Raw genomic sequence first — 22,164 nt, 5'->3', positions numbered from 1 at the left:
GGCGCATGTGCCTGACGTGTGTGCTGCCACTGATGGTGTCCGGCCCCGCGCCGGTGTTTCCCACCACCGCGCCCGAACCGGGCTGGCTCAAGGAGAAGTCGGGCGGGTCGATCACCTGGACGGGCTGTGCCGGGTTCATCCTCGACGTCGACGGTGAGCGGATCTGCTTCGACCCGTACGCCAGCAACCCCGGCCTGCGCGACACCCTGTTCCGCCCCGCGCGCCCCGATCACGCGCTGGTCGAGCGAACCTTCGGCGAGGTGTCCGGGATCTTCGTCGGGCACACCCACTTCGACCACGCCATGGACGTCGCTCCGCTGGCCAAGGCCAACCCCGGATGCGTGGTGCACGGAAGCACGACGACCACGGAGATCTGCCGCAGGCAGGGCGTCCCCGACGAACAGCTCCACCCGGTCGAGGACGGAAGCCGAGTCACCATCGGCCCGTTCACCGTGGAGGCCATCGCCTCGCGACACGGGACGGTGCCGATCGCGAGCCGGATCGACGTGATCGAACTGCGCGGCGAGGGAATGCCGAAGACGGTGTTCCGGTGGCCGCGCGGGCAGGTGTTCGCCTACCGGGTCGAGGTCGGCGGGCTGTCGCTGCACCTGCAGACCAGCGCCGGGATCGAGGACGCCCCACTCGCCCGCCAGGAACCGGTGGACGTGCTGATCGCGTGTCTGGCGGCCCGGCAGGGCACCGAGGGGTACTTCCGGCGGCTGGGCGAACAGCTGCGCCCCAAGGTGATCATCCCGTGTCACCACGACAACTTCTTCCGCCCGCTGAGCGAGCCGCCGCGGCCGGTGGCGCGCCTGGACTGGCCGGGGTTCCTAGACGACGTGGCCCAGTTGGCCGACGCCTACGGGACGCGCCTGGTGCAGCTGCCCCGGGGCGTCCCCGTCGCGTTCTGACTCACTTCGGCGGCAGTGAGCAGGCGTACTCGACACCGACGTCGACCCAGCGGCGCAGGTCTTCGTCCTCGGCGTGGGCTTCGGGGTCGACCAGCACCCAGCCCTTCATCGGCCTGCCGGTGAAGTCGAAGACCCGCACACCCGGCTCGGCGAGCGCGGCCTCGGTGTCCGCGGGGTCAAGCCGGACGATCAATGCCTCGCCGAGAACGCCCACAGACATGTTGCCCTGGAACAAAAACGCCAGCCCGCCGAACATTTTCTTCTCGGCCATGCCCGGCAGCTCCCTGACCAAGTCCCGGACGCGGGTGGCGAGTCCTTCGTCGTAAGCCATGGGTCGAATAGTCCACCCGCGACCGTACCCACGCCAGGTGACTCAGCACGCGGATTTGGCGGCCAGCACGCGTTCGAGGGCCTCGGTGACCCGGCCCTCAGCGAGTTCCCCGTCGCGCAGGGCCGCTTCGAGCCGGTCGAGGACCTCGGCCAGGCGGGCGCCGGAGGACCAGAACGGGATGTCGGCGCCCGCCTGGAGGGCGAGCAGCACGGCGTCCGGCAGGTCGTAGCGGTCGGAGACGGCGCGCATGGCGCCGAGGTCGTCGGTGACTGTGAGGCCGCCGAAGTGGAGATCGTCGCGCAACAGGCGGTAGGCGGCCGCGTGCAGCGACGCGGGGACGCCGTCGGTGAGGCCGGGGACGTCGAGGTGGCCGAACATGACCGCCACCGGCCCGGCCTTGGGCAACTCGCGGTACGGGTGCAGGTCGCCGCCCAGGTCGGCCAGGGCGGGGGTGCGCACGGCCGTCTTGTGCGAGTCGCCCGAGCCGTGGCCGTGGCCGGGGAAGTGCTTGAGGACGGGCAGCATCCCGCCGTCGCGCAGTCCGTCGGCGAACGCGCCCGCGTAGCGGGTGGCCGTGGCCGGGTCGTCGCTGAACGACCGGTCTCCGATCACCGTCGGGGCGGGCGCGGCGCTGATGTCGACGACGGGGGCGAAGTCGAGCGTGATTCCCCTGGCGCGCATCCGGCCCGCCCGGTCCCGGGCCAGGCCGCGGACTTGCCCCTCGGTCATCGTCCGCGCCATGTCCCGAGCGCTGGGCAGGTCGCCGTCGAGCCGGTCGAGGCGCTGAACCCGGCCACCCTCGTCGTCCACGGCCACCGTCAGCGGCAGCACGGCCGCCGAGGTCACCTCGGCCAGTCGCCCGTCGACCAGCATCTCCGTGGCCTCACCGCCGAGGAAGATCCCCCCGACCTGCGCGTCGCGCACCGCCGCGAGCGCTTGGGCCGGACCGGTCGGGTCCACCCCGACGATCAGCAGCTGCGCGAGCCGCGCCCGCGGCGCCATCGCGGCGATCCGCCACAGACACGGCCTCGGCGTCGCCCCGGCCGGGACGAACTGGGTGGCGGTCGACACCTGGGCGACGGGCGTCCCCGGCACCACGCCCGGCCCAGGCAGGACCGTGGCGACGATCCCGCCGAGGGCGATCGCCACCAGGATCCGGCGCACGTCGCGCCTGCCCGGCCCGTTTGAAGCCACCCGGCATTGTCACCCCCACGACCCCCTGGCACCAGCGCGGTCACCCGAGGGGTGAAAGGATCGTCGGGGCCAGCACCCCCGCCAGAGGAGCCCACGGTGGACGAGGACGACGAGGACGACGACCTGGAAGTCCCCGCCGAGGTGCACACCGTGTGCCAGTACTGCGGCGGTGGCGGCATGGTCGCCGACCCGAAGCTCGCGATGATCGGCGGCAGCCCCCGCAACGTGGACAACGGTCGCCCGTGCCCGCACTGCGAGACCGTGGGCCACTTCCCGGGAATCATCCCGCCGGTCTGACCCACCGCGCGGACGCGACAGACCCCCGCGGGATCCCCACCGATCCCCCACCCCGTCTCCACACCCGCCCGCCACGATCGGTGGCATGCCTTTCACGCTCGCCCACCCCGCCGCGGTTCTCCCACTGCTGCGCTACGGCGCACCGTCGGCGATGATCGCGGGTGCGCTGGCCCCCGATGTGCCCTATTTCCTGGCGCTGCGGCCGGTCAACGGAAACTTCACCCATTCCCTGACCGGAATGGCGCTGACGTTGCCCATCGCTTTCGCCCTGCTCGCCTTGTGGCACACGACAATCGAGCCCGCCGTCGCGGCGTTGTCCCCGCGGAGATTCATCCCGCGCCCGCCGAAACCGGGCATCACCGTTGTGGTGTCGGCGGCCGCCGGCATTCTCACCCACCTGGTGTGGGACGACTTCACCCATGGCCACGGCTATTTCGTGGAGCGCATTCCGTTGCTCCGCCTGCAGATCTGGCCGGATATGCCGATCTTCTTCTTCCTTCAGGTGACGTGCAGCGTCGTCGGCTTGTCGGTGATCATCGCGACGCTCGCCGTGAAATACCGCGCGGCTCCTCGAAAGGCGCGGGAGAAAGGGATCGCCTGGGTTCTCGCGGCATCTGCGGCCACCGCCGCCTATGCGGCGATCATCGGCATGGCCGAGGTCGATCCGGCGGTCAAGATCGAGGTCGGGATCGTGCGGGCCTCCGTCGGCGCCACCAGCGGACTCGTGGTCGCCCTGGTCGTCTATGGCATCGCGCGCCGCAAACCCTTCCGCCGGGCCGACGCCGCCCCTTAGCGTGGGCGCATGGAGTTGGAGCTACGCCATTTCCGGATCATCTGCGCGATCGCCGACGCCGGAAGCATCACCAAGGCCGCCGCCGCGCTCGGACTCGCCCAACCCGCGCTGACCGCCCAACTCCACCGCGTCGAACGTGCCCTGGGCGGCGCGCTGTTCGAACGCGACCGGCGCGGCGCCCGAGTCACGCCGCTCGGTGAGCTGGTTCTCGCGCGGGCCAGGCTGCTGCTGCCCGCCGTGTCGGACCTGCGCGAGGAAGCCGCCCGGTTCGCCAGCGCGGGCGCCACGGGCGACACCCCGACCCGGCTGCGGCTCGCCTCGGCGAACGGGCCGGTGCTCGGCGCCCTCGTGCACCAGGTGAGCGCGACCTACCCGGACCTGCTGGTCACCACGCACGCGTCGTGGTCGTCGGAGCAGCTGGCCGGGATGGTCGCCGACGGCCGCATCGACTACACGCTCGTCGGTGTGTGCGGTGACGCCCCACCGCCATCGCGGCCCGGCCTGCTCTGGCGGACCCTGGCGACCGACCCGGTCTTCGTGATGCTGGCCGAGGACCACCCGCTCGCCGACCGGTCCGTCGTCGACCTGGCCGACCTCGCCGGCACCCACTGGGGCGCCACCCCCGGCGACGGCTGCTTCGCCGAGTGCTTCGCCGCCGCGTGCGCCCGCGCCGGTTTCACGCCCAAGACCCTCTACGAGACCGACACGGCCAGCTGCGTCGACCTGGTCGAGTCCGGTGACGCGGTCGTCCTGTGCCAGCCGACGTTCCGCCAGACGCCCGGCATCGTCACCCGGCCCATCGCGGGCAACCCGCTGCGGTGGCGCAGCCTCATCGGCTGGCATCCGGAGGGGACCGCGGTCGGGTTCGCCGATCAGGTGGTGAAACTCGCGGGCGCCGCATATCTGGATGTGGTCGCCCGCAGTCCGCAGTACACCGAATTCCTGCGGTCCCATCCGACTTTCGGTGTCGAACGGGTTTAATCCGCCCGAATTGCGGGTATAGGCGGCTATTCGGCGTGGTGCGGGAGTGACGATTCCGCCGAGCGGACCTGGTTGCGGCCACCGTGCTTTGCCTCGTAGACCGCCGCGTCCGCGGAGCGCAGGAGTTCTTCGAGGTCGGAGGTGGCGCCGGGGCCGGACGCGATGCCGATCGACGCCGTGCGGTTCGAGATCAGCACTGGCTGGCCGCGCTTGTCGGTGGCCGCGACGTGCATGTCGGCCACCCCTTGGCGCACCCGCTCGGCCACCCGAACGGCCTGCTCAGCGTCGGTGTCGGGCAGCATCAGGACGAATTCCTCGCCGCCGAAGCGACCCACGACGTCGCCTTGGCGGGTCGTCTCCCGCAGGACCGCACCGACCGCGCGCAGCACCGCGTCGCCCGCCGGGTGTCCCCACGTGTCGTTGACCTGCTTGAAGTGGTCGAGGTCGAGCACCGCGACGGACAGCATCGAGTGCTGGCGGCGGGCGCGGGCCAGCTCACGGCCGGTCTGCTCGTGCCAGCCGCGGCTGTTGAGCAGCTGGGTCTTGTGGTCGGTGCGGGCGTCGCCCTTGAGGTTCTCGATCTGCAGGGCGCCCCAGTCGAGGACGGCCAGCAGCGGCACCACGAACAGCGGCGCGAGCCAGGCGTGGGCGACCGCGAGGGCCGCCATCGAACCAAGGCACACGGTCATGGCCGCCATCGCGTTGTCGCGCGCCGAGCCGATGACCGACAGCCAGGTGGGCTGCGGGGTCGACAAGGCGATGACGCCACCGATCGCGATAGCGTTCACGACGAAGAAGGCAAGCCCGGCACCCGCCAGCACCAAGACCTCACGCGCGCCGAACGCGCTGGCCACGTCGATGCCCGAATAGCGGACGATGGCCAGTTCGGAGAGGGCGGCGACCAGCACGGCCAAGGTGCCGAAGGTGTACCTGTAGAGCGGGCGACGAGCGACCGGATAGAGCTGTGCACGAAGCAGTAGCAGGGAGATGATCGCCATCCACGCCGGCAGCAACACCATCGCGGGGAGCACCCAGACGGTGGTCGTGTCGAAGTGGGGACCGGTGCCGCTGTCCCGGCGGGTTTCCTCGGTTCGCCGGGAGATCCACAAATGCAGCGCGGTCGCGCCGACCAGGGACGCCAGGACCCGCCAGTCCATCGCGGTGGCGGGCGCGTCGGTGATGACCAATGCGACAGCGACGATCACCGCCAGCGTTTCGAACGCCAGGATGTACCGCAGGACGGGCCGCGGAAGTGTCCAAAGCCCCCATCGTCGCGGGGATAGCGATGAATGGAGGGAAGGGTGTTCACTGCGCAGCGATTCGGTCACACTTAGGCGTGGACGGAACAATCGCAGGATCCGGCCGCGATGGACCGTACCGGTCGACTCGGCTTTTCCGTCTTCCGGGCGATTGCCGTCGCGAGGAGGTGTGGCTGGTGATGCGTGATCTCGGCCGCTCCCACTCGTTAGACCCGACGAATCCGCGGAAGGAGCTTCGGATGTCTGTCCGCGACTGGTAGTTCCTTCCGTCCCCGCCGCGCCTACGACAGGAGTCTCAGATGTGTGTTCGCGACTGGTGACCCCCACCACCGACTCCCCCGACCCGTCGACAACAGGAGCCTCAGATGACCGTCCGCGACTGGTGACCCCCGCCTCCGACTTCGCCGACTCACCCACGACAGGAGCCTCAGATGACCGTCCGCGACTGGTAGCCCCCACAGCGTCCAGCACACCCGACTCACCGACAGGAGCGTCAAGTGTCCGTCCGCGACTGGTGACAACCCCCGCTTCCGACTCCCCCGACCTCTCGAAAACAGGAGCCTCAGATGTCCGTCCGCGACTGGTGACCCACACCGCCTCCGCCATCCCCGACCCATCGACAACAGGAGCCTCAAGTGACCGTCCGCGACTGGTGACAACCCCCGCTTCCGACTCCCCCGACCTCTCGAAAACAGGAGCCTCAGATGACCGTCCGCGACTGGTGAACCCCACCGCCTCCGCCATCCCCGACGTGTCCACCGTGTCCACGACAGGAGCCCCAGATGTGCGTCCGTGACTGGTGACCGACGAGCGCGTGCCATCAGCGCCCGGAATGTCCCCCGCCTTCGACTCGACGGAAGGTGGCGTCCGCCCGTTCCCACGATCAGTGGATCCCAACGGTGCGCCCTCCCTTCCGCTCGCTGTTCATCCTCCGGATTCCGCAGGACTTCGGTCTTACCGAGAAGCGTATGCCTTCCGACCGACACAGTGTTCTGTTCGGCCGACCCATCGCCCGTAACATCGTCTACCTGCGGTTCGGCGTATCACCGTCCCCAATCACGGGACGCCACTCGCGGACTCCACGGTACGGCTAACGCCGACAGTAGTGAGTCCACTACAGCAAGCAGCGCCCGAATGGAGCAAACGCGCAAGCCGAGCGGGGTTGGCCTCTCACCACATATGACGACGTTTCGCCTCGTCCGTGACGCCGCGCAACCTTGTTGATCACTCTTTCGTACTATCGCGCCCCGCTTGCCGCCTGTGACGCAGTTCACCCGACTTTGCCCCCGCCGATCGAGCGCGTGGGCCATTCAGCCGGGGTGCGGTTGGAAACTGACCCACAACGCTCCGCCGGACGGACGCATCCGCCGATTTCGGGGCTTGGACCTTACCAATGGCGTCCGTGACCACCCGCCGGTACCGGTACTCTGAGCGACGCAGCGGTAACCGAGTGACAAGATCGCGCCAGACCACCCGCGCCCCACAACAGGGCGCCGGAGGAGTGCCATCGGCCCGTGCGGGTAAACCCCACACGGACAAGGAGTGAACGTGAGCCGACAGGGACCGAGCTTGTTCGCGCCCCTCGCGAACCGGGAGTTCCGCGCGCTCTGGCTGACCGAGGGCCTTTCCGTCGCCGGTGACCAGCTCACCCGCGTGGCGCTCGCGATCCTCGTCTACGACCGCACCGGCAACGCGATGTACGCGGCGGGCATCTACGCCCTGACGTTCCTTCCCGCCCTCGCGGGCGGTCTCGGCCTCTCCCACCTCGCCGACCGCTACCGCCGACGCACCCTGATGGTGTGGTGCTCGGCCGGTCAGGCGGTGCTGGTCGGCCTCATGGCGATCCCGAACATGCCGCTGGTCGCGCTGTTCGTGCTGGTCATCGGCGTTCCACTCTTACAGTCCCCCGCGGTGGCGGCGCAGAACGCCACGACGCGGGAGATCCTGCCCGACGACGACCTCTACTTCCGCAGCCAAGACCTGCGCGGCATCACCACGAACACGACCATGCTCGTCGGCCTCGGCGGCGGCGGCCTGCTCGTCGGGTGGCTCGGCACGTCGACCGCGCTGGCCATCGACGCCGCCACCTTCGTCGTGGCGACGCTGCTCGTCCACCGCTACGTTCAGGACCGCCCGCCCGCGAGCACCGAGAAGACCAGTTGGCTCGACGGCGCGCGCTGGGTTTTCGGCAACCGCAAGGTGCGCATCCTGGTGACGCTGTCCTGGCTGGTTGGGCTCGCCGTGATCCCGGAGGGTCTCGCGGCGCCGCTGGCCAAGGAGATCGGCGCGCCGTCAGGGGCGGTGGGGTTGCTGCTGGCGGCGGATCCACTTGGGTTCATCGTCGGCACGTTCGCGATCTCGCACTTCATTCCCCCCGCGCTCCGCGCCCGCATCATCGGTGTGCTCGCGACCTCGGCGCTCGGTGTGCTGACCCTGTTCATCCTGAAGCCCACTCTGATCCTCGCGCTGGTCCTGCTGTTCGTCGCGGGCGTCGTCGGCGCGTACCAGGTGACGGTCATGGGCATCTTCAACACACTCGTCCCCAATGAGATCCGCGGCGGCGCGTTCGGCGCGGCGCGCACCGGGCTGCGGGTCGCGCAGGCCCTGGGCATCGCGGCGGGCGGCGCGGTGGCGCAAGGCATCGGCTCTTCGGCCACCACCATCGCGATCGCCGGGGCCCTCGGCGTGGTGATCGCGGTGCCCGCGACCGTCGCCTGGTCCCACGCGCGCCGCGAGGGCGACGACACGGCCGCGGACCCCGCCTCGGCGGGGAAACGTCCCACGCCGAAGCGCCAATCACCGGGGAAACGTCCCACACCGAAGCGCCAGTCACCGGCGAAACAGGCGAGCTGACAGCGCGCCCAAGCACACGGGTCTGACACTTCAGGCCCGCCGCGTCCGGTTGTCCACAGCTCGTGAGGCCCGGTCCACAGCCCGTCGCCTGCCCCTGTCACCACACCCATTTCCGCGGGAACGTGGTCGAGGCAGCGAACGACGGAAGGGCCCGACCGTGTGGGAAACAGGCAAGCTAGCGCGCCCAGGCCGACAGCAGCGCACGCACATGCGCGGCCTCTGGCACCGCCAAGTCCTCGAACACCTCAAGCGCCTCCTGCCAGTCGGACCGCGCACCGTCCAAGTCGGACTCACCCTGCCGCACCAGTGCCCGCACATGCAGCGCCCGCGCGTGCGCCAGCCGCTGGCCCGCCCGGGCCGTCACGGTGATCGCCCGCTCGGTGTAGTCGCGGGCGGCGGCGGTGTCGCTCGCGTCCAGATAAGACTGTGCGACCTCGGTCAGCGCACGGGCTTCCAACAGGCGCATGTCGGTCTCGTCGATCAGGGCCAGCGCCCGCAGGCCGTGGTCGATCGCGCCCGCCCGGTCTCCGGTGCGCCTGCACAGGGCACCCATGCCGGTGAGCACCGACGCCTCGCCGTAGCTGTAGCGGATGTCCTCGGCGAGTTCGCGGGCCTCGGCGTAGTTGTCGGCGGCCGCGGACCACTCGCCGGTGCGCAGCTGGATGGTCGCGAGGATGTCGAGCCCGCTGACCTCGTGCCTGCGTGCTCCGAGCTGCCGGGCCTGGTCGATGGCCTGGCGGACCAGGACGGCGGCCTCGGTCAGGGTGCCGCGGTCGCAGCCGGTCTCGGCCAGGCACACCAGCATCGCGACCTCGCCGTGGCGGTAGCCGTAGCGGCGGCACACGGCCAGCGCGTCCTGGTAGCACCGCTCGGCCTTGCCGAGGTCGCCCACCGCCCAGTGGGTGAGCCCCAGGCCCTGCGCCGCCGCGGCCTGGACCTGGCGGTGCCCGATGCGGGTGCTCAACTCCAGTGCCTCGGCGTGCCGGTCGAGCGCGGTGCTCGGCCTGCCCAGCAGCAGCGCGGCGATGCCCAGGTAGTTCAGCGCCGCCGCCTCCCCGCGCCGGTTGCCGATGGCCCGGTAGATGTGCAGCGACTCCTCGCAGAACGCCGACGCCTGGGCGGGTTGCCCGAGTTGCGAGTACGCGCGCCCGAGGTTGTGCAGGGCCGCCGCCTCGACGACCCGGTTGCCGGTGCCCCGGCTGAGTTCCTGCGCCCAGCGCAGGTGCTCGATGGCGTTGTCGTAGTCGCTGAGGTTGCCGTAGATCTGTCCGAGCAATTCGTGCACGGACGCCTCGGCGTCGACGTCACCGGCGTTGCGGGCCGCGGTCACCGCCGCGGTGCACACGGCGATGCCGTCGTCGCCGTGGCCGCGGTTGGTGAAATAGCTGCGCAGCGCCTCGGCGAAGCGCCACGCGTAGCTGTGCAGGCCCAGGCCGCCCGCGGCGAGGGCGGCGGCCACCAGGTTCGCGCGTTCGGCGTCGAGCCAGCTGATCGCGGCCTGCTCGCCGCCGCCCGACTCCGCGGGCTCGACCTGCCAGAGCACCGCGCTGTACGCGCGCACAGCCTTGAGGTAGTGCTCGAAGAGCCGGACGACGGCGTCGTGGCGGTCGTCGTCCTCGTCGTCGAAGCCCGCGCGGTCGGCGGCGTACTCGCGCAGCAGGTCGTGGAAGGTGTAGCGGCCGGGTGTGTGCTCGCGGATGAGGTTGCCGTGGTCGAGCACGCGCAGCAGCCGCGCGGCCTCGTCGGTCGTCGAGCTCACCAGGGCCGCCGCGCCCGCGGCGTCGATGTCGGTGCCGGGCACCAGGCCGAGCAGCCGGAACAGGCGCCGGGCCGCCGGGGTGAGCTTGGTGTAGGAGAGGTCGAACGCGACGCGGACCGCGGCGGACTCGTCCCCGGCGACGGCCAGACCGGCCATCCGGCCCCGGTCACGCAGTTCGCGGGTGTAATCGGCGACCGTGGTCAGCGGCCGGATCGCGAGGTTCGCGCCCGCGATGCGCAGCGCCAGCGGCAGGTGCGCGCAGGTGTCGGCCATCTCGGCGGCGGCCGTGGCCTCGCGGCGGGTGCGGGCGACGCCGACCAGCCTGCCGAGCAGGTCGACCGACTCCTCCGGCGCGAGCACGTCGAGCGGCAGCTGGTGCGCGCCGTCACGGGCGGTGAGGCCCATGAGCCGGTCGCGGCTGGTCACCAGCACCAGGCATCCCGGCGAGCCCGGCAGCAGCGGGCGCACCTGTTCGGCGGTGGCCGCGTTGTCCAGCAGGATCAGCACCTTCTTGCCGGTCAGCATCGTCCGGTAGAGACCCGCGGCCTCCTCGGTGTCGGCAGGCACCCGCTCGGGCGCGACGCCGAGGGCGCGCACGAAGCGCACCAGCACCTCGTGCACGGTCGGCGGATGGCCCGCGGCGTAGCCCTGCAGGTTGACGCTGAGCTGGCCGTCGGGGAACCGCGGGCGGACCCGGTGCGCCCACCGCACGGCGAGGGCGGTCTTGCCGACCCCCGCGCTTCCCGAGACCGCGATGACCACCGAGTGGCCGTCCAGGTCCGCGAGGTGCGAGTCGAGCCGGGCCATGGCGTCGGCCCGACCCACGAAGCCGGGTGTCTCGGCGGGCAGTTGCGCGGGCGCGCGCTGCGACGCGGGTTGCGGCTTGCCCCGCAGCACCCGCACGTGCGCCTGGCGGATCTCGGCGCCGGGCTCGACGCCGAGTTCGGTGTCGAGGCGGGCCCGGATGTCGGCGAACACACCCAGCGCCGCGGCCTGCTCGCCGGTGCCCGCGAGCCCCAGGATCAGCCGCGCGTGCAGGCCCTCGTGGAGCGGTTCGTCGTGGACCAGGCCGCGGGTGTTGAGGACGACCTCGTCGAACCGGCCGAGTTCGATCGCGACGTCGGCGTGGGCGAGGACCGCGTCGCGGCGGCGCACGTTCAGCGCGATCACCGCCGGGTGCTCGCGCAGCGCGGGAAGGTCGGAGAGCGCGGGTCCGCGCCAGGAGGCGAGGGCGCGGTCGTAGAGGTCGGCGGCCCGGTCCGGCTCGCTGAGCCGGGCGGCCTGGGCTTTGGCGACGAGATCGTCGAACCGGGCCATGTCGAGCTGGTCGACGCGCAGGTCGAGCCGGTAGCCGCCGGGGGTGGAGGCGATCACGTCGGCGTTGCGCCTGCTCGCGGCGGTCAGCGCGCGGCGCAGCCGGGAGATGTAGGTGTGCACCAGCCCGAGACAGCTCTCCGGCGGGTCCTCGCCCCAGAGCACGTCGACGATCTCGTCGTGCCGGACCGTGGTGTTGACCCGCAGCGCCAGCAGGGCCAGCAGGGTCCGCTGCTTGAGCGCGCCGACTCCGATCGCGCGGTCGCCGTGGTCGACCGAGAGCGGCCCGAGGATGCCGACCCGCACCCGCGGGGCCGGTGTCTGCTGGACGGCCGCGGCGGCGGCGAGGAAGGTGGGGTCGTCGGCGGGCACCCCGACGGCGGCGGCGAGCCTGCGGACGGTGTCGAGCCGGGGCCGGTCGACGCCGCCGCGCTCGATGTAGCGCAGCGCGCGAACGCTCAGACCGGAGCGCTCGGCGAGCTCCTGCTGGGTGAGCCGGGCCCGCAGCCGATGCGACCGGAGGACTTCGCCGAACGGGATCGGCGACTCCTCGGTCATTTCGACGATGCCCTCTCTTGCCGCGTTCAATTTGCCGGTCAGTTCATCGTAGTGCAATCGGATGACCGATTCACGCAGGTAGCGGGCATTGCCGAGCGGTACAGGCGGCCGTCAAGGACAGTACAGACCGGCTGCCAGGGCCGGTCCGTACCGTGTCATCCGGGGGAAGGGGGGAAGTGGCATGGCGCCCTGGGGGTGCGCCGTGCCACCCACCCGCCACCACTCCCCGTGCCGCGCGCGTGCGCTTCGCATCCCGGTAACCTGCCCGAGTGGGGGGCAAAGTCTCGGGTGAGGTCACAGTGCCGTCCGCCCGGCACTCCTCGGCCGATCCGGAGCCGCCGCGGGCAGGGCGCGCGCTGGGTGGACGGCTCGGCTGGTTCCTCCTCGTCGTGGTCGTCGCCGCCGGTTTCGGCGTGGTCGCCTCTCGTTCACCCGCTCCCGACGCGGGCCCGCCGACCGGTGACGCCGCCGTGGCCGCCGCCGCCATCGACACGATGCTCGACCCGGGGTTCTCCGGGGATCCGCTCGCCGTGCTGCCCAAGGACTTCACCAAGGTCACCGACGTCGACCCGGCCCGGGCCACCGACCCCGCGGGGCGGGACCGCGCGGTCCACGCGGGCGGCGGCTGCTCGACACCGTGGGGCGACGACGACACCCGCTGGGACTACTCGGTCGGCTGCAAGGCGCACGACTTGGGCTACGACCTGCTGCGCTACGCCGAGGAGAAGGGCGAGCCGCTGGGGCCCGACCCGCGCAGGCGCCTCGACCAGCAGCTCGCCGAGGACATGCACGGGCAGTGCGAGCGCAACCCGCAGGGCTCGGCGGGCACCTGCCGGATCGTGGCGACGCTGTACTCGGCGGGCCTGGTGGTCAACTCGTGGCACCAGCGGTGGGGGCCGCCGCGGGCCGAGCCGATCGGGCTGTGGACCGCGGGTCTGCTCGTCGTCATCGCGCTGCTCGTGGTCCGGGTCCCGGTGCTGCGACGAACCCGGCAGCACCGGCCGCGCCAGCCCCAACCGGTGCTGTCGCCGGACGAGGGTGACCGCGCGTCCTACCTCGGGTTCCTGCGGATGGTGAGCCTGGGCGGGTTCGTCCTCGCCGAGTCGGTGCTCGCGCTGGCGCCCCTGCTCGACCTGACCGCGGCGTCGCTGTGGCCGATGACCTGGCTGCTGCAGCTGGTGCCGCTGTTCTTCTTCGCGGGCGGGCACTCGAACCTGCTGGCCTGGCAGGCCACGACCACCGGCTACGGCGGCTACCTGGCGCGGCGGGTGTGCTGGCTGATCCGGCCGGTGCTCGCCTTCGTCACCGCGTGGCTGGTGCTGCCGCTCTCGCTCGACCTGGTGAACGCCCCACCCGAGGCGGTCCGGACCGTCGGCAGGCTCGTCGTGCAGCCGCTGTGGCTGCTCGGCCTGTACCTGCTCGTGGTGGCGATGACGCCCGCGATGCTGTGGCTGCACCGCCGCGCCCCCGTGCTCACGCCGCTGGCGCAGGCCGCGGTCGTGGTCGGCATCGGGGTGTTCGGGTCCGGGGTGTTCGCCGCGCACCTTGGCGGCGTGGTCCTCGCGGCGCTGTTCGGCCAGCTCGCCTTCCACTACGCCGACGGCACCCTGTGGCGGCTGCCCCGCGCGGTGCTCGTGGCGGTCGGACTGGCCGCGCTCGCCGCCCTGGCCGCGCTGACGACCGTGGGTCCGCTGTCGCCGCTGGTGATGGCCGAGCCGACCGGGTCGGCGAGTTTCGTTCCGTCGGCGCCCGCGGTGCTGCTCATCGGTCTGGCCCAGGTCTGCCTGGTCGCGCTGCCCCGCCGAGCGGGCGCCCGGGCCATCGCGCGCAGCGCCCCGGCCCAGGCGGCCCGGTTCGTCCACTCCGCGCCGATGACGGTGTACCTCGCGTACCTGTGCGCGATGCTGGTCATCGCCGGGATCATCGGCGCCGCCCGCAGCGCCGGGCTGCCGACCACCGGGGTCGACTGGCTGGTCCAGCCCCGTCCCCTGCTCGCCCTCGCGCTGCTCGGGGTGCCCACGGCGCTGGCGTTCGTGCTGTTCGAGTGGCGCTCCACGCTGGACCCGGACGCGGGGGCCGCCCAGGACCGCGCGGGCTCCCGGTGGGACGCGGTGGCCGCGACGCTGGGCACCGGCTACGGCGCTATCGGCATCCTCGGCTTCGCGGTGACCGGGTTGACCGGCACGCACACCTCGCCGGTGCTGCTGGGTGTGCCGCTGGACCCGATGTCGAGCATCGTCCACCTGCTGCTGGGCTGGTACCTGCTGCACTCGGTCCGCACCGGCACCACGGCGACGCCGTGGCCATGGCTGTTGACCGCTATCGCGTGTCTCCCGCCGATCGCCGGATCGAGCGGGCTCACCGTCCACTGGGTCACGCTGGCCTTGGCGCTCGGCCTCGCGACGAGTCGATTCCTCGCCCATCGACGCAGGTCAGAGTCCCAGGGGCGGGCGCATGGTGAGGCGCTCGCCACGGCCGAGAGTGTGCCGTGACCGATGACTCACACCCGTGTGACACGCTACGGCCCAACCTGGGGAGGCCCTTCGGCGTCTTACGGGTGTCCGCGGTTCCGGGTCGTCATGAGCGGCCCCATGCCTGAAGAGACGGAAGGGAGTAGGCGTGGAGTACCGGCCGCCGCCTAAGTCAGCGAGCCGAGCGGGCCAAGGCAGGCCCGCCTCGCCGCGCTCGTCGACCGGCACCGGGCGACCCTCCGCCACTCCCCGCATCACCGGCAGACCACATCACTCGGCGCCGACCGAACGGATGGCCGAGCGGGCCACGCCGCCGCCCCGGTCGCGGCCGCCGCGCCCGTCGACCCGCCGCCCGCCGCCCCCGCCGAAGCGGAAGCTGACCGGCGGCAAGGTGTTCGTGACCATGCTGTCCGTGCTGGTGCTGGTCGCCACCGGCTACTACTCGAACCTCGCGGACAGCTTCACCGACGGGCTGTCGACGGCCGACGTCATCTCCGGCTCGGGCGAGAAACCCGCGGACGGCGCGGTCGACATCCTCATGGTCGGCATGGACAGCCGCACCGACGCGCAGGGCAACCCGCTGTCGAAGGAGCAGCTCGCGATGCTCAACGCGGGCAAGGCCGACGGCGAGATCAACACCGACACCCTGATCATGATCAGGATCCCGAACGACGGCGGCAAGGCGGTCGGCATCTCGCTGCCCCGCGACTCCTACGTGGACATCCCGAACCACGGCAAACACAAGATCAACTCCGCGTACGGCCGGGCGAAGCTCGAAGCGCGCGCCAAGTTGCAGAAGCAGGGCGTGCAAGGCCGCGACCTCGACGTCAAGTCCAACCTCGACGGCGCGAAGAGCCTCATCGCCACGGTGGAGAAGCTGACCGGCGCCAAGATCGACCACTACGCCGAGGTCAACCTGCTGGGCTTCTACGACATCACCAACGCGATCGGCGGCATCGACGTCTGCCTGAACAAGGCGGTCAAGGACAGCTTCTCCGGCGCCAACTTCCCGGCGGGCAGGCAGAACCTGCAGGGCACCGCGGCCCTCGCGTTCGTCCGGCAGCGACACGGGCTGCCCAACGGCGACATCGACCGGATCGCCCGCCAGCAGGTGTTCATGAGCGGCATGGCGAAGAAGATCCTGTCGAAGGACCTGCTGGTCCCCGGGTCCGAGACGCTGGGCAAGCTGCAGGACGCGATCAAGAAGTCGGTCGTGCTGGACCCGGGCTGGGACATCATGCGGTTCGCCCAGCAGATGATGGGCTTCACCGGCGGCAACGTCTCGTTCCAGACCATCCCGATCGTCACGATCGACCTGTCCACGCCCAACGACGGCAGCGCGGTGGGCGTCGACCCGGTGGCCGTGCGCAAGTTCGTCCAAGGCGTCATCACCCCCGGTGGCCCACCGTCCACCGGCGCCACCTCGCCCGGAACGTCCACCACGGACGGCACGTCGGCCCCGAAGCCGACGGTGAACGTGCTCAACGGCTCCGGCCGCGACGGGCTCGCGGGCGATGTCTCCGACGTACTGGCCGGGCAGGGGTTCAAGCCGGGCACCACGGGCAACGCGGCGGCCAGGCAGAAGACCGTGGTCCGCCACGCCAAGGGCGACAAGGCCGCGGGCGAGGCCGTGGCGCAGGCACTGGAGGGCGAGTTCGCGGTCGAGGAGGACGCCAACCTGACCAAGGGCAAGGTCACCGTCATCCTCGGCAAGGACTACCAGCAGTCAGGCGAGCGGCTCGCCGCCGACCCGCTGCTGACCCTCAACGGACTGGCCCAGGAGCCGCAGCCCGCCTGCATCAACTGACGGTTCACCCGTTCGGCCTAACTTCGGGTGGATTCGCGTCAGAGTCGCGTAGTTCATCACTTCCTCAAGTGAGACCGGGAGTAACAGCCGGACCTGACGGAGGGGTGAACGTGCGGATCGATGCGGCGGTCTACCAGCGCGTACTCGGGGACGAGATCCGCCGCTTGCGCAAGCAGCGCGGCTGGACCCGCAAGGAACTCAACCGGCGGCTGCAGACCGAGATCTCCCTGCAGACGCTGGCGACCTACGAACTGGGCACCCGGCAGTGCTCGGTCGTGCGACTGGTGGAGATCTGCTTCGCTCTCGACGAGCATCCCCATGAGCTGATGGCTCGCGTGCACGATCGCGTGTTCTCGGGCACCAGCGTCGGCCGAATACGCGTCGACCTGCGCTCGGTCGTGCATGAGCGAGGCTCCGACCTGCTCCCCCTGCGCCGCTGGGCCGCCGAGCGCCTCACCGAGCACACGGGACCGACGCCCGCCGAGGTCCACCTCGACATCTCCGCGATCGAGCGGATGGCCGAACTGTGCGGCGTCGAGGTCCGAGACCTCATCGCCCGCCTCAGAGCCATCCGCCCCGCTCCCCCGGCCCCCGCCACCTGACCCGCGAGTCGCCCCTTCCGGCAGCTGAGTTCACCACCCGGGCGAACGAGTTCGACGTTCGGTACGCCAAGGTGACCCGATGATCGACACCACGTCCTGGGCCGCCGTCGAGCGCACGCTCGACGAGGCCCTGCTCGGGCTGAGCGACGATCAGTTCGCCATGACTCTGACGGCCCCCGCCCCGCCCGCATGCGGTTCGGCTGGTCGCGGGGTCTGCCCGCGCCGGTGCCGTTCACCCGGCGTCGCGGACCCGAGCCTGCTCGAGGTCAACGCCGGATGACCCGCACGAGACCCTCCTGATCCGGACCGCCTACCACGGGGCATGTGGCAGGACCGGGTCCGTCAGGAGAAGCAGGCCCGCCGCACCCAGTGCGGCGGGCCTGCCCCGTCAGCGCGCGACCGCGGCGGCGGTGTCGGCGGGTTCCTTCACTTTGCCGCGGGTGATCAACTCGAAGTCCGCAGGGTCGACCTTGCGGGTGCGCATCCAGTAGCGCCAGGTGAAGCCGGGCCAGATGGTGCGGTTGACGCCCTTGGCGTCGAGGTACCAGCTCTGGCAGCCGCCCTGGGTCCACACACCGTCGGCGAGCTTGCGCTGCACCTCCTGGTTGAACCGCTCCTGAGCCGTGGCGCGCACGTCGATGGCGTCGGCGCCGTGCTTCTCGACCAGGCGCAGGGCGTCGGCGATGTAGCGGATCTGCGACTCGATCATGAACACGACCGAGTTGTGGCCGAGGCCGGTGTTCGGGCCGAGCAGGTAGAACAGGTTCGGGTAGCCCGAGACGGTGATCCCCAGGTGGGTGTTGATCCCGTTCTCGCGCCACTCCTTGGCCAGGTCGCGGCCGTCGCGGCCGGAGACCGTGAGGTAGTCGAAGGCGTCGGTCACATGGAAGCCGGTGCCGTAGATGATCGCGTCGACCTGGTGCTCGCGGCCGTCACGGCCGACGATGCTGTTCGCCCGGACCTCGGCGACGCCGTCGGTGTCGAGGTGCACGTTCGGCCGGTTGAACGTCGGGTAGTAGTCGTTGGAGACCAGCACCCGCTTGCAGCCCATGACGTAGTCGGGGGTGAGCTTGCGGGCCAGCTCCGGGTCCTTCACCGAGCGCTTGATGTTCCAGGCGGCCAGCTTGGAGGCGAACTTGAGGATGTTCTGGTGGCCGTTGAAGCCGACCGCGCGCACCTCGTTGATCCAGTACAGGAAGTGCCGGTAGCCGCGCTGGACTCCGGGGGCCTTGGCGAACAGGGCCTGCGACCAGGCAGGCATCGCGTGGTCGGGCTTGGGCATGACCCACGGCGCGGTGCGCTGGAACAGGGTCAGCTCGGCGACGTCGGGGGCGATCTTCGGGACGAACTGGATGGCGCTGGCGCCGGTCCCGATCACCGCGACCCGCTTGCCCTTGAGGTCGTAGTCGTGGTCCCACTGCGCGGAGTGGAACGTCGCGCCCTGGAAGTTCTCGATGCCGGGCAGCGCCGGGACCGACGGGATGTGCAGCGCGCCGATGCCCGCGACGAGGTATTTGCCGACGTAGGTGTCGCCGGAGGCGGTGCCGACGTACCAGCGGCTCTCCTCCTCGTCCCAGCGCGCGCTGGTGACCTCCACGCCGAAGCGGGTGTAGCGGGCCAGGCCCCACTTGGCGGCGACGCCGCGCATGTAGTCCCAGATCTCGGCCTGCGGGGCGTAGGAGCGGGTCCAGTCGGACTTCTGCTCGAAGGAGAAGGAGTACATGTGGGACTGGATGTCGCAGGCGCACCCTGGGTAGCTGTTGTCGCGCCAGGTGCCGCCGAAGTCGGCCGCCTTCTCCAGGATGACGAAGTCGTCGCGACCTTCCCGGCGGAGCTGGATGGCCATCCCCATGCCGGAGAACCCGGTCCCGATCACCACCACATTTGTGTGGATGAGCTCGCCCATCTCCCGATCCTCCATGCGTCGCTGAGTGTTACCCAGAGTCCAGCTTACCCGGAGTAGGTTACTTGCGGTAGAGTCAATTCCGTGACCACCAGCGAGCGCAAGCGTCGGATGCCTCGGGCAGAGCGCGAACGGCAGATGATGGGCGTCGCCGAGGAGATCTTCGCCGAGCGCGGCTACGCGGCGGTCTCCATGGACGAGATCGCCGAGCGCTGTGGTGTGTCCAAGCCGATGATCTACGAGTACTTCGGCTCCAAGGAGGGCCTGCTCGTCGCCTGCATCCGCGCGGCGCGGGCCGACCTGTCGAAGTGCACTCTGGAGGCCGTGGCGGGCGCGGGCACCGTCGAGGAGGCCCTGCGCCGCGGCCTGGTCGCCTTCTTCGACTTCACCGACACGCACCGCCGCTCGTGGTCGCTGATGCTGCGCAACGAGGCCGCGCTGGCGGGCCCGGTGGCGATCGCGGAAGTCGAGGAGGCCCGCCGTGAGCAGGTGGAACTCGACATCACGCTGTTCGCGGCGTTCGTGCCCGACAAGCCGCGGATCGAACTGGAGATGCTCGCGCAGATCCTCGTCGGCGCCTGCGAGCGGCTCTCCCTCTGGTACGTCAACCAGTCCGAGGTGACCGCCGCGCAAGCCGCGGACATGCTGATGTCGGTGCTGTGGAAGGGCGTCGCGGGCGACATCCCGGTCGGATAAATCGCCCGCGCGGGGCTACCCGAATCATTTTCTCGGTGCTAACCGTCCGGCGGGACCGCCCGGCGTTGTGTTAAGTATCAACCACGGACGTCTGAGGGGCGATGCCACATGTTCGAGCCGATCGAGGCCAACTACACACCGGACGGCGACGACTGGAAAGTCGAGGTGACCTGCCGCGGGAAGACGCTCAAAGCGACCGCGCCGGGCCTCATCGCCGCCCGCGACCGCGCTGACCAGCTGGTGGAGAAGCTGGCGCCGAACGAGGAGATCAAGACCGTCGTCCACACCCTTGAGGGCGACGCGGTCAGCTTCACCGCCGCGTACCTGACCGCCCGACTCGGCACCGAGCCCAGGAAGGCGGACGAGGTGACAACCCCGCCCGCCGCCACTGGTTCTTAGCTCCGCCTGGCAGCCGCAGCGCCGCGACCGCCACCTAAGGGGACCGTGACGAAAATCGACCACGGTGACCCACCATCCCGCGCCTGCGGCACGGTAGGTGACCAACCCCAAAATTTCGGGGAGGCGGACTAGCGGAACAGCTTGCGCACGAGCAGGAAACCAACCACGACGCCGATACCGATGAGCGCGTACTTCACCTTCGGCTCGTCGGCCTTCGCGCGGGCGGACGTCTTCGCGTTGTCCACCAGCCGCTTCGGGCTCGCTTTGGTGCCCAGCTGGTCCAACGTCGATGCCAGTGCGTCGCGCGCCTGCTCGATCTCGCGCTGGATGGTGTCGGGGTCGCGGGCCACGTGTCCTCCTAGAAGTCCGGCGACACCACGTTAGATCACCGGCCACCCGCGCCGTGCAGGGGCCACGCGGTTAGGCTGTTCCCGCCCGCGCTAGTCGCGGGCGGGGGACCGTAGCCCAATTGGCAGAGGCACACGGTTTAGGTCCGTGCCAGTGAGAGTTCGAGTCTCTCCGGTCCCACCAGCCAAGCGAGGGCCCCGACGCCGCCAGGCGCCGGGGCCGCCGCCGGTGATCAGGGCTTGTTCATCCCGAAGGTGTAGCCGCCGGAGCCCGCGTAGGCCACGACCTTGTACTGGTAGTAGCCGGCGGTCCCGCTGTAGGACAGCGTCTCGTCGGCCTTCTCCGTCTCGGCCTTGGCCACCGTCGTCCAGCCGCTGCCGTTCCACTTCTGCAGGTGCAGGTCGAAGTCCGTGCCGTCCGGCCCGTCAACGCAGCCGGCGTGGGTGCCGCTGGTGGTGGACTGGTACCAGGTGCCGTTGGGCTGGATCGCCGAGGCGCCCTGGTTCAGGGTGCCGGTGTGCTTGGTGGCGTAGGTCGAGCAGACCCCGGGTGTCGGGGTCGGGTCGGTCGAGCCGTTGGCGACCAGCCAGAGGCTGTCGGCCATGTTCCAGTAGGTCGCCAGGTAGCTGCCCGCGGGCGGATTCGTGTGGTAGTAGTCGTTGTGGCCGCAGTCGAAGCGCGCGTCCTTGGCCCGGTCGGTGCAGATGTAACGCATCTGCGGGTAGTTCGGGTGGTCGCTGTAACACATCAGGTCCCACTCGTCGGTGCAGTGCGCGCCGCCGCTGGCGTTGGGGGCGTTGTTGTTGACCGCGCCCAGGTTGTGGCCCAGTTCGTGCGCGGGCGTGTCCGGTCCCCAGCAGCTGGTGTCGGTGCGGCCGTAGGACGGGCCGTAGTTGCTGCGGTTCGTGGCGCCCTTGCGGGTGTCACCGGCGAAGTCGCCGATGCCGCAGTACACCGACGAGTCGGCGAAGATCACGTACTTGCGGTCCTGGCGGTTGTAACCCTTCTGCGACAACGCGTTGCTCATGCTGGTGAAGTCCGCGAGCTGGCTTGAGGTGATCTGCACCTTGCTCACGACCGGCGTGCAGTTCGCGTCGTGCAGGAGTCGGACGTGCCGGGTGCCGCCGGTCTCCTTGGCGCTCTCGTTGTAGATGTCGCTCATGCCGATCGCCCATTGTTCGATCGACGTCTTGTACTGGGCGAACCGGTCGGTGCTCGCGTAGACGTAGAGCACCTGGGCCCGGTTGCCGCTGGAACCGTCGCCGACGCACACGCCCGCGGCCGTGGCCTGCTGCGCCGACAGCGGCTGGACCTGGGTGCCCATGCGGTAGCCGGGCGGCGGCTGGTCGGGGCCGTGCGAGCACACATCGTGGCCACGCACGAGATAGGTCCCCTTGCACGGACCCGCCTGGGCGATGTTCAGTCCTTTGTAGACCAAGCCGCGCTCGGGCTGGTCCTGCGGGACGGACTCGATGACCGGGTGGGAATGTCCATCCGGGGCAACGGGAAGCGGCCCCGCCTTGGCGCTCGCCGCCGGGGTGGGCGAGGCGTTGGCGGAGACGGTCTGCACACCGACGACGGTCAGACCGACGGCGGCGACCAATACGCAGGCGGCACGTAGCCGCCTGGCTGTGGAACGTGGTGAACGCATGGCGATTTGCCCTTCATGCAGGGAAGGACCTGGACGT

General features: G+C 70.6%; 19 protein-coding genes and 1 tRNA gene. 12 read left to right on the top strand and 8 right to left on the bottom strand.

All coding sequences use genetic code 11. The features are described from left to right. Positions 1-5 precede the first annotated feature (5 nt). A complete protein-coding gene (locus C8E96_RS16060; RefSeq protein WP_091383085.1) occupies positions 6-911 on the top strand; it encodes an MBL fold metallo-hydrolase in 906 nt (301 codons plus the stop codon). A gap of 1 nt (position 912) precedes the next feature. Here the strand turns inward: C8E96_RS16060 and C8E96_RS16055 are convergent, their stop codons facing one another. Both C8E96_RS16055 and C8E96_RS16050 read right to left on the bottom strand, forming a co-directional pair. Further along, entirely contained in the window at positions 913-1,242 is a 330-nt protein-coding gene (locus C8E96_RS16055; protein ID WP_091383088.1) for a TfoX/Sxy family protein, read from the bottom strand. 42 nt (positions 1,243-1,284) lie between these two features. Beyond that, entirely contained in the window at positions 1,285-2,436 is a 1,152-nt protein-coding gene (locus C8E96_RS16050) for a glycoside hydrolase family 3 N-terminal domain-containing protein (protein WP_228770244.1), read from the bottom strand. 96 nt (positions 2,437-2,532) lie between these two features. Here C8E96_RS16050 and C8E96_RS16045 point away from each other — a divergent pair, with 96 nt between their 5' ends. The 3 genes from C8E96_RS16045 (at position 2,533) to C8E96_RS16035 (ending at position 4,507) form a co-directional block, all read left to right on the top strand. Then, the gene (locus C8E96_RS16045) at positions 2,533-2,733 is read left to right on the top strand and encodes a hypothetical protein (protein WP_091383092.1); all 201 of its coding nucleotides are present in this window, start codon (positions 2,533-2,535) and stop codon (positions 2,731-2,733) included. 85 nt (positions 2,734-2,818) lie between these two features. Then, a complete protein-coding gene (locus tag C8E96_RS16040) occupies positions 2,819-3,526 on the top strand; it encodes a DUF4184 family protein (RefSeq protein WP_091383094.1) in 708 nt (235 codons plus the stop codon). A 9-nt stretch (positions 3,527-3,535) separates the two neighbouring features. Continuing rightward, positions 3,536-4,507: a LysR family transcriptional regulator gene (locus tag C8E96_RS16035; protein ID WP_091383097.1), complete on the top strand. Its 972-nt coding sequence runs from the start codon at positions 3,536-3,538 to the stop codon at positions 4,505-4,507. 26 nt (positions 4,508-4,533) lie between these two features. On the opposite strand, the gene C8E96_RS33320 is transcribed toward C8E96_RS16035, so the two are convergent. After that, positions 4,534-5,712, bottom strand: coding sequence for a GGDEF domain-containing protein (locus tag C8E96_RS33320; RefSeq protein ID WP_166658018.1), 1,179 nt, complete (start codon positions 5,710-5,712; stop codon positions 4,534-4,536). 1,602 nt (positions 5,713-7,314) lie between these two features. Between C8E96_RS33320 and C8E96_RS16025 the strand changes: the two genes are divergently transcribed. Continuing rightward, a complete protein-coding gene (locus C8E96_RS16025) occupies positions 7,315-8,619 on the top strand; it encodes an MFS transporter (RefSeq protein WP_228770245.1) in 1,305 nt (434 codons plus the stop codon). Positions 8,620-8,794: 175 nt separating this feature from the next. On the opposite strand, the gene C8E96_RS16020 is transcribed toward C8E96_RS16025, so the two are convergent. Further along, a complete protein-coding gene (locus C8E96_RS16020; protein WP_091575042.1) occupies positions 8,795-12,250 on the bottom strand; it encodes a tetratricopeptide repeat protein in 3,456 nt (1,151 codons plus the stop codon). Positions 12,251-12,519: 269 nt separating this feature from the next. Between C8E96_RS16020 and C8E96_RS16015 the strand changes: the two genes are divergently transcribed. Further along, positions 12,520-14,742: a phospholipase A2 gene (locus tag C8E96_RS16015; RefSeq protein ID WP_091575045.1), complete on the top strand. Its 2,223-nt coding sequence runs from the start codon at positions 12,520-12,522 to the stop codon at positions 14,740-14,742. Between the two features lie 249 nt (positions 14,743-14,991). Here the strand turns inward: C8E96_RS16015 and C8E96_RS34395 are convergent, their stop codons facing one another. Continuing rightward, positions 14,992-15,126, bottom strand: a complete 135-nt coding sequence (locus C8E96_RS34395) for a hypothetical protein (protein ID WP_267463848.1) — start codon at positions 15,124-15,126, stop codon at positions 14,992-14,994. Here C8E96_RS34395 and C8E96_RS16010 point away from each other — a divergent pair. The 3 genes from C8E96_RS16010 (at position 15,125) to C8E96_RS16000 (ending at position 17,410) form a co-directional block, all read left to right on the top strand. Beyond that, positions 15,125-16,528, top strand: coding sequence for an LCP family protein (locus C8E96_RS16010; RefSeq protein WP_228770252.1), 1,404 nt, complete (start codon positions 15,125-15,127; stop codon positions 16,526-16,528). The two genes, C8E96_RS34395 and C8E96_RS16010, sit on opposite strands and share 2 nt — an antisense overlap. Before the next feature lie 110 nt (positions 16,529-16,638). Beyond that, the gene (locus C8E96_RS16005) at positions 16,639-17,130 is read left to right on the top strand and encodes a helix-turn-helix domain-containing protein (RefSeq protein ID WP_091383107.1); all 492 of its coding nucleotides are present in this window, start codon (positions 16,639-16,641) and stop codon (positions 17,128-17,130) included. A 79-nt stretch (positions 17,131-17,209) separates the two neighbouring features. Then, positions 17,210-17,410, top strand: a complete 201-nt coding sequence (locus C8E96_RS16000; RefSeq protein ID WP_091383109.1) for a hypothetical protein — start codon at positions 17,210-17,212, stop codon at positions 17,408-17,410. Positions 17,411-17,518: 108 nt separating this feature from the next. Here the strand turns inward: C8E96_RS16000 and C8E96_RS15995 are convergent, their stop codons facing one another. Next, positions 17,519-19,036 (bottom strand): flavin-containing monooxygenase, encoded by a 1,518-nt coding sequence (locus tag C8E96_RS15995; RefSeq protein ID WP_091383112.1) that lies wholly within the window; start codon positions 19,034-19,036, stop codon positions 17,519-17,521. A gap of 81 nt (positions 19,037-19,117) precedes the next feature. Between C8E96_RS15995 and C8E96_RS15990 the strand changes: the two genes are divergently transcribed. Then, a complete protein-coding gene (locus tag C8E96_RS15990; protein ID WP_091383114.1) occupies positions 19,118-19,729 on the top strand; it encodes a TetR/AcrR family transcriptional regulator in 612 nt (203 codons plus the stop codon). Positions 19,730-19,837: 108 nt separating this feature from the next. Next, positions 19,838-20,128: a hypothetical protein gene (locus C8E96_RS15985; protein WP_176926841.1), complete on the top strand. Its 291-nt coding sequence runs from the start codon at positions 19,838-19,840 to the stop codon at positions 20,126-20,128. 128 nt (positions 20,129-20,256) lie between these two features. Here the strand turns inward: C8E96_RS15985 and C8E96_RS15980 are convergent, their stop codons facing one another. Continuing rightward, the gene (locus C8E96_RS15980) at positions 20,257-20,478 is read right to left on the bottom strand and encodes a DUF3618 domain-containing protein (protein WP_091383116.1); all 222 of its coding nucleotides are present in this window, start codon (positions 20,476-20,478) and stop codon (positions 20,257-20,259) included. A gap of 104 nt (positions 20,479-20,582) precedes the next feature. Here C8E96_RS15980 and C8E96_RS15975 point away from each other — a divergent pair. Beyond that, a tRNA-Leu gene (locus C8E96_RS15975) sits at positions 20,583-20,659 on the top strand. A 49-nt stretch (positions 20,660-20,708) separates the two neighbouring features. Here C8E96_RS15975 and C8E96_RS15970 read toward each other — a convergent pair. After that, positions 20,709-22,127: a hypothetical protein gene (locus C8E96_RS15970; protein ID WP_133794497.1), complete on the bottom strand. Its 1,419-nt coding sequence runs from the start codon at positions 22,125-22,127 to the stop codon at positions 20,709-20,711. Positions 22,128-22,164 lie beyond the last annotated feature (37 nt).

Origin of the sequence: Actinokineospora alba (genome assembly GCF_004362515.1) — a bacterium.
In the GTDB taxonomy this organism is placed as follows: Bacteria; Actinomycetota; Actinomycetes; order Mycobacteriales; family Pseudonocardiaceae; genus Actinokineospora; species Actinokineospora alba.
This window is presented reverse-complemented; position numbering and strand designations above follow the sequence as displayed.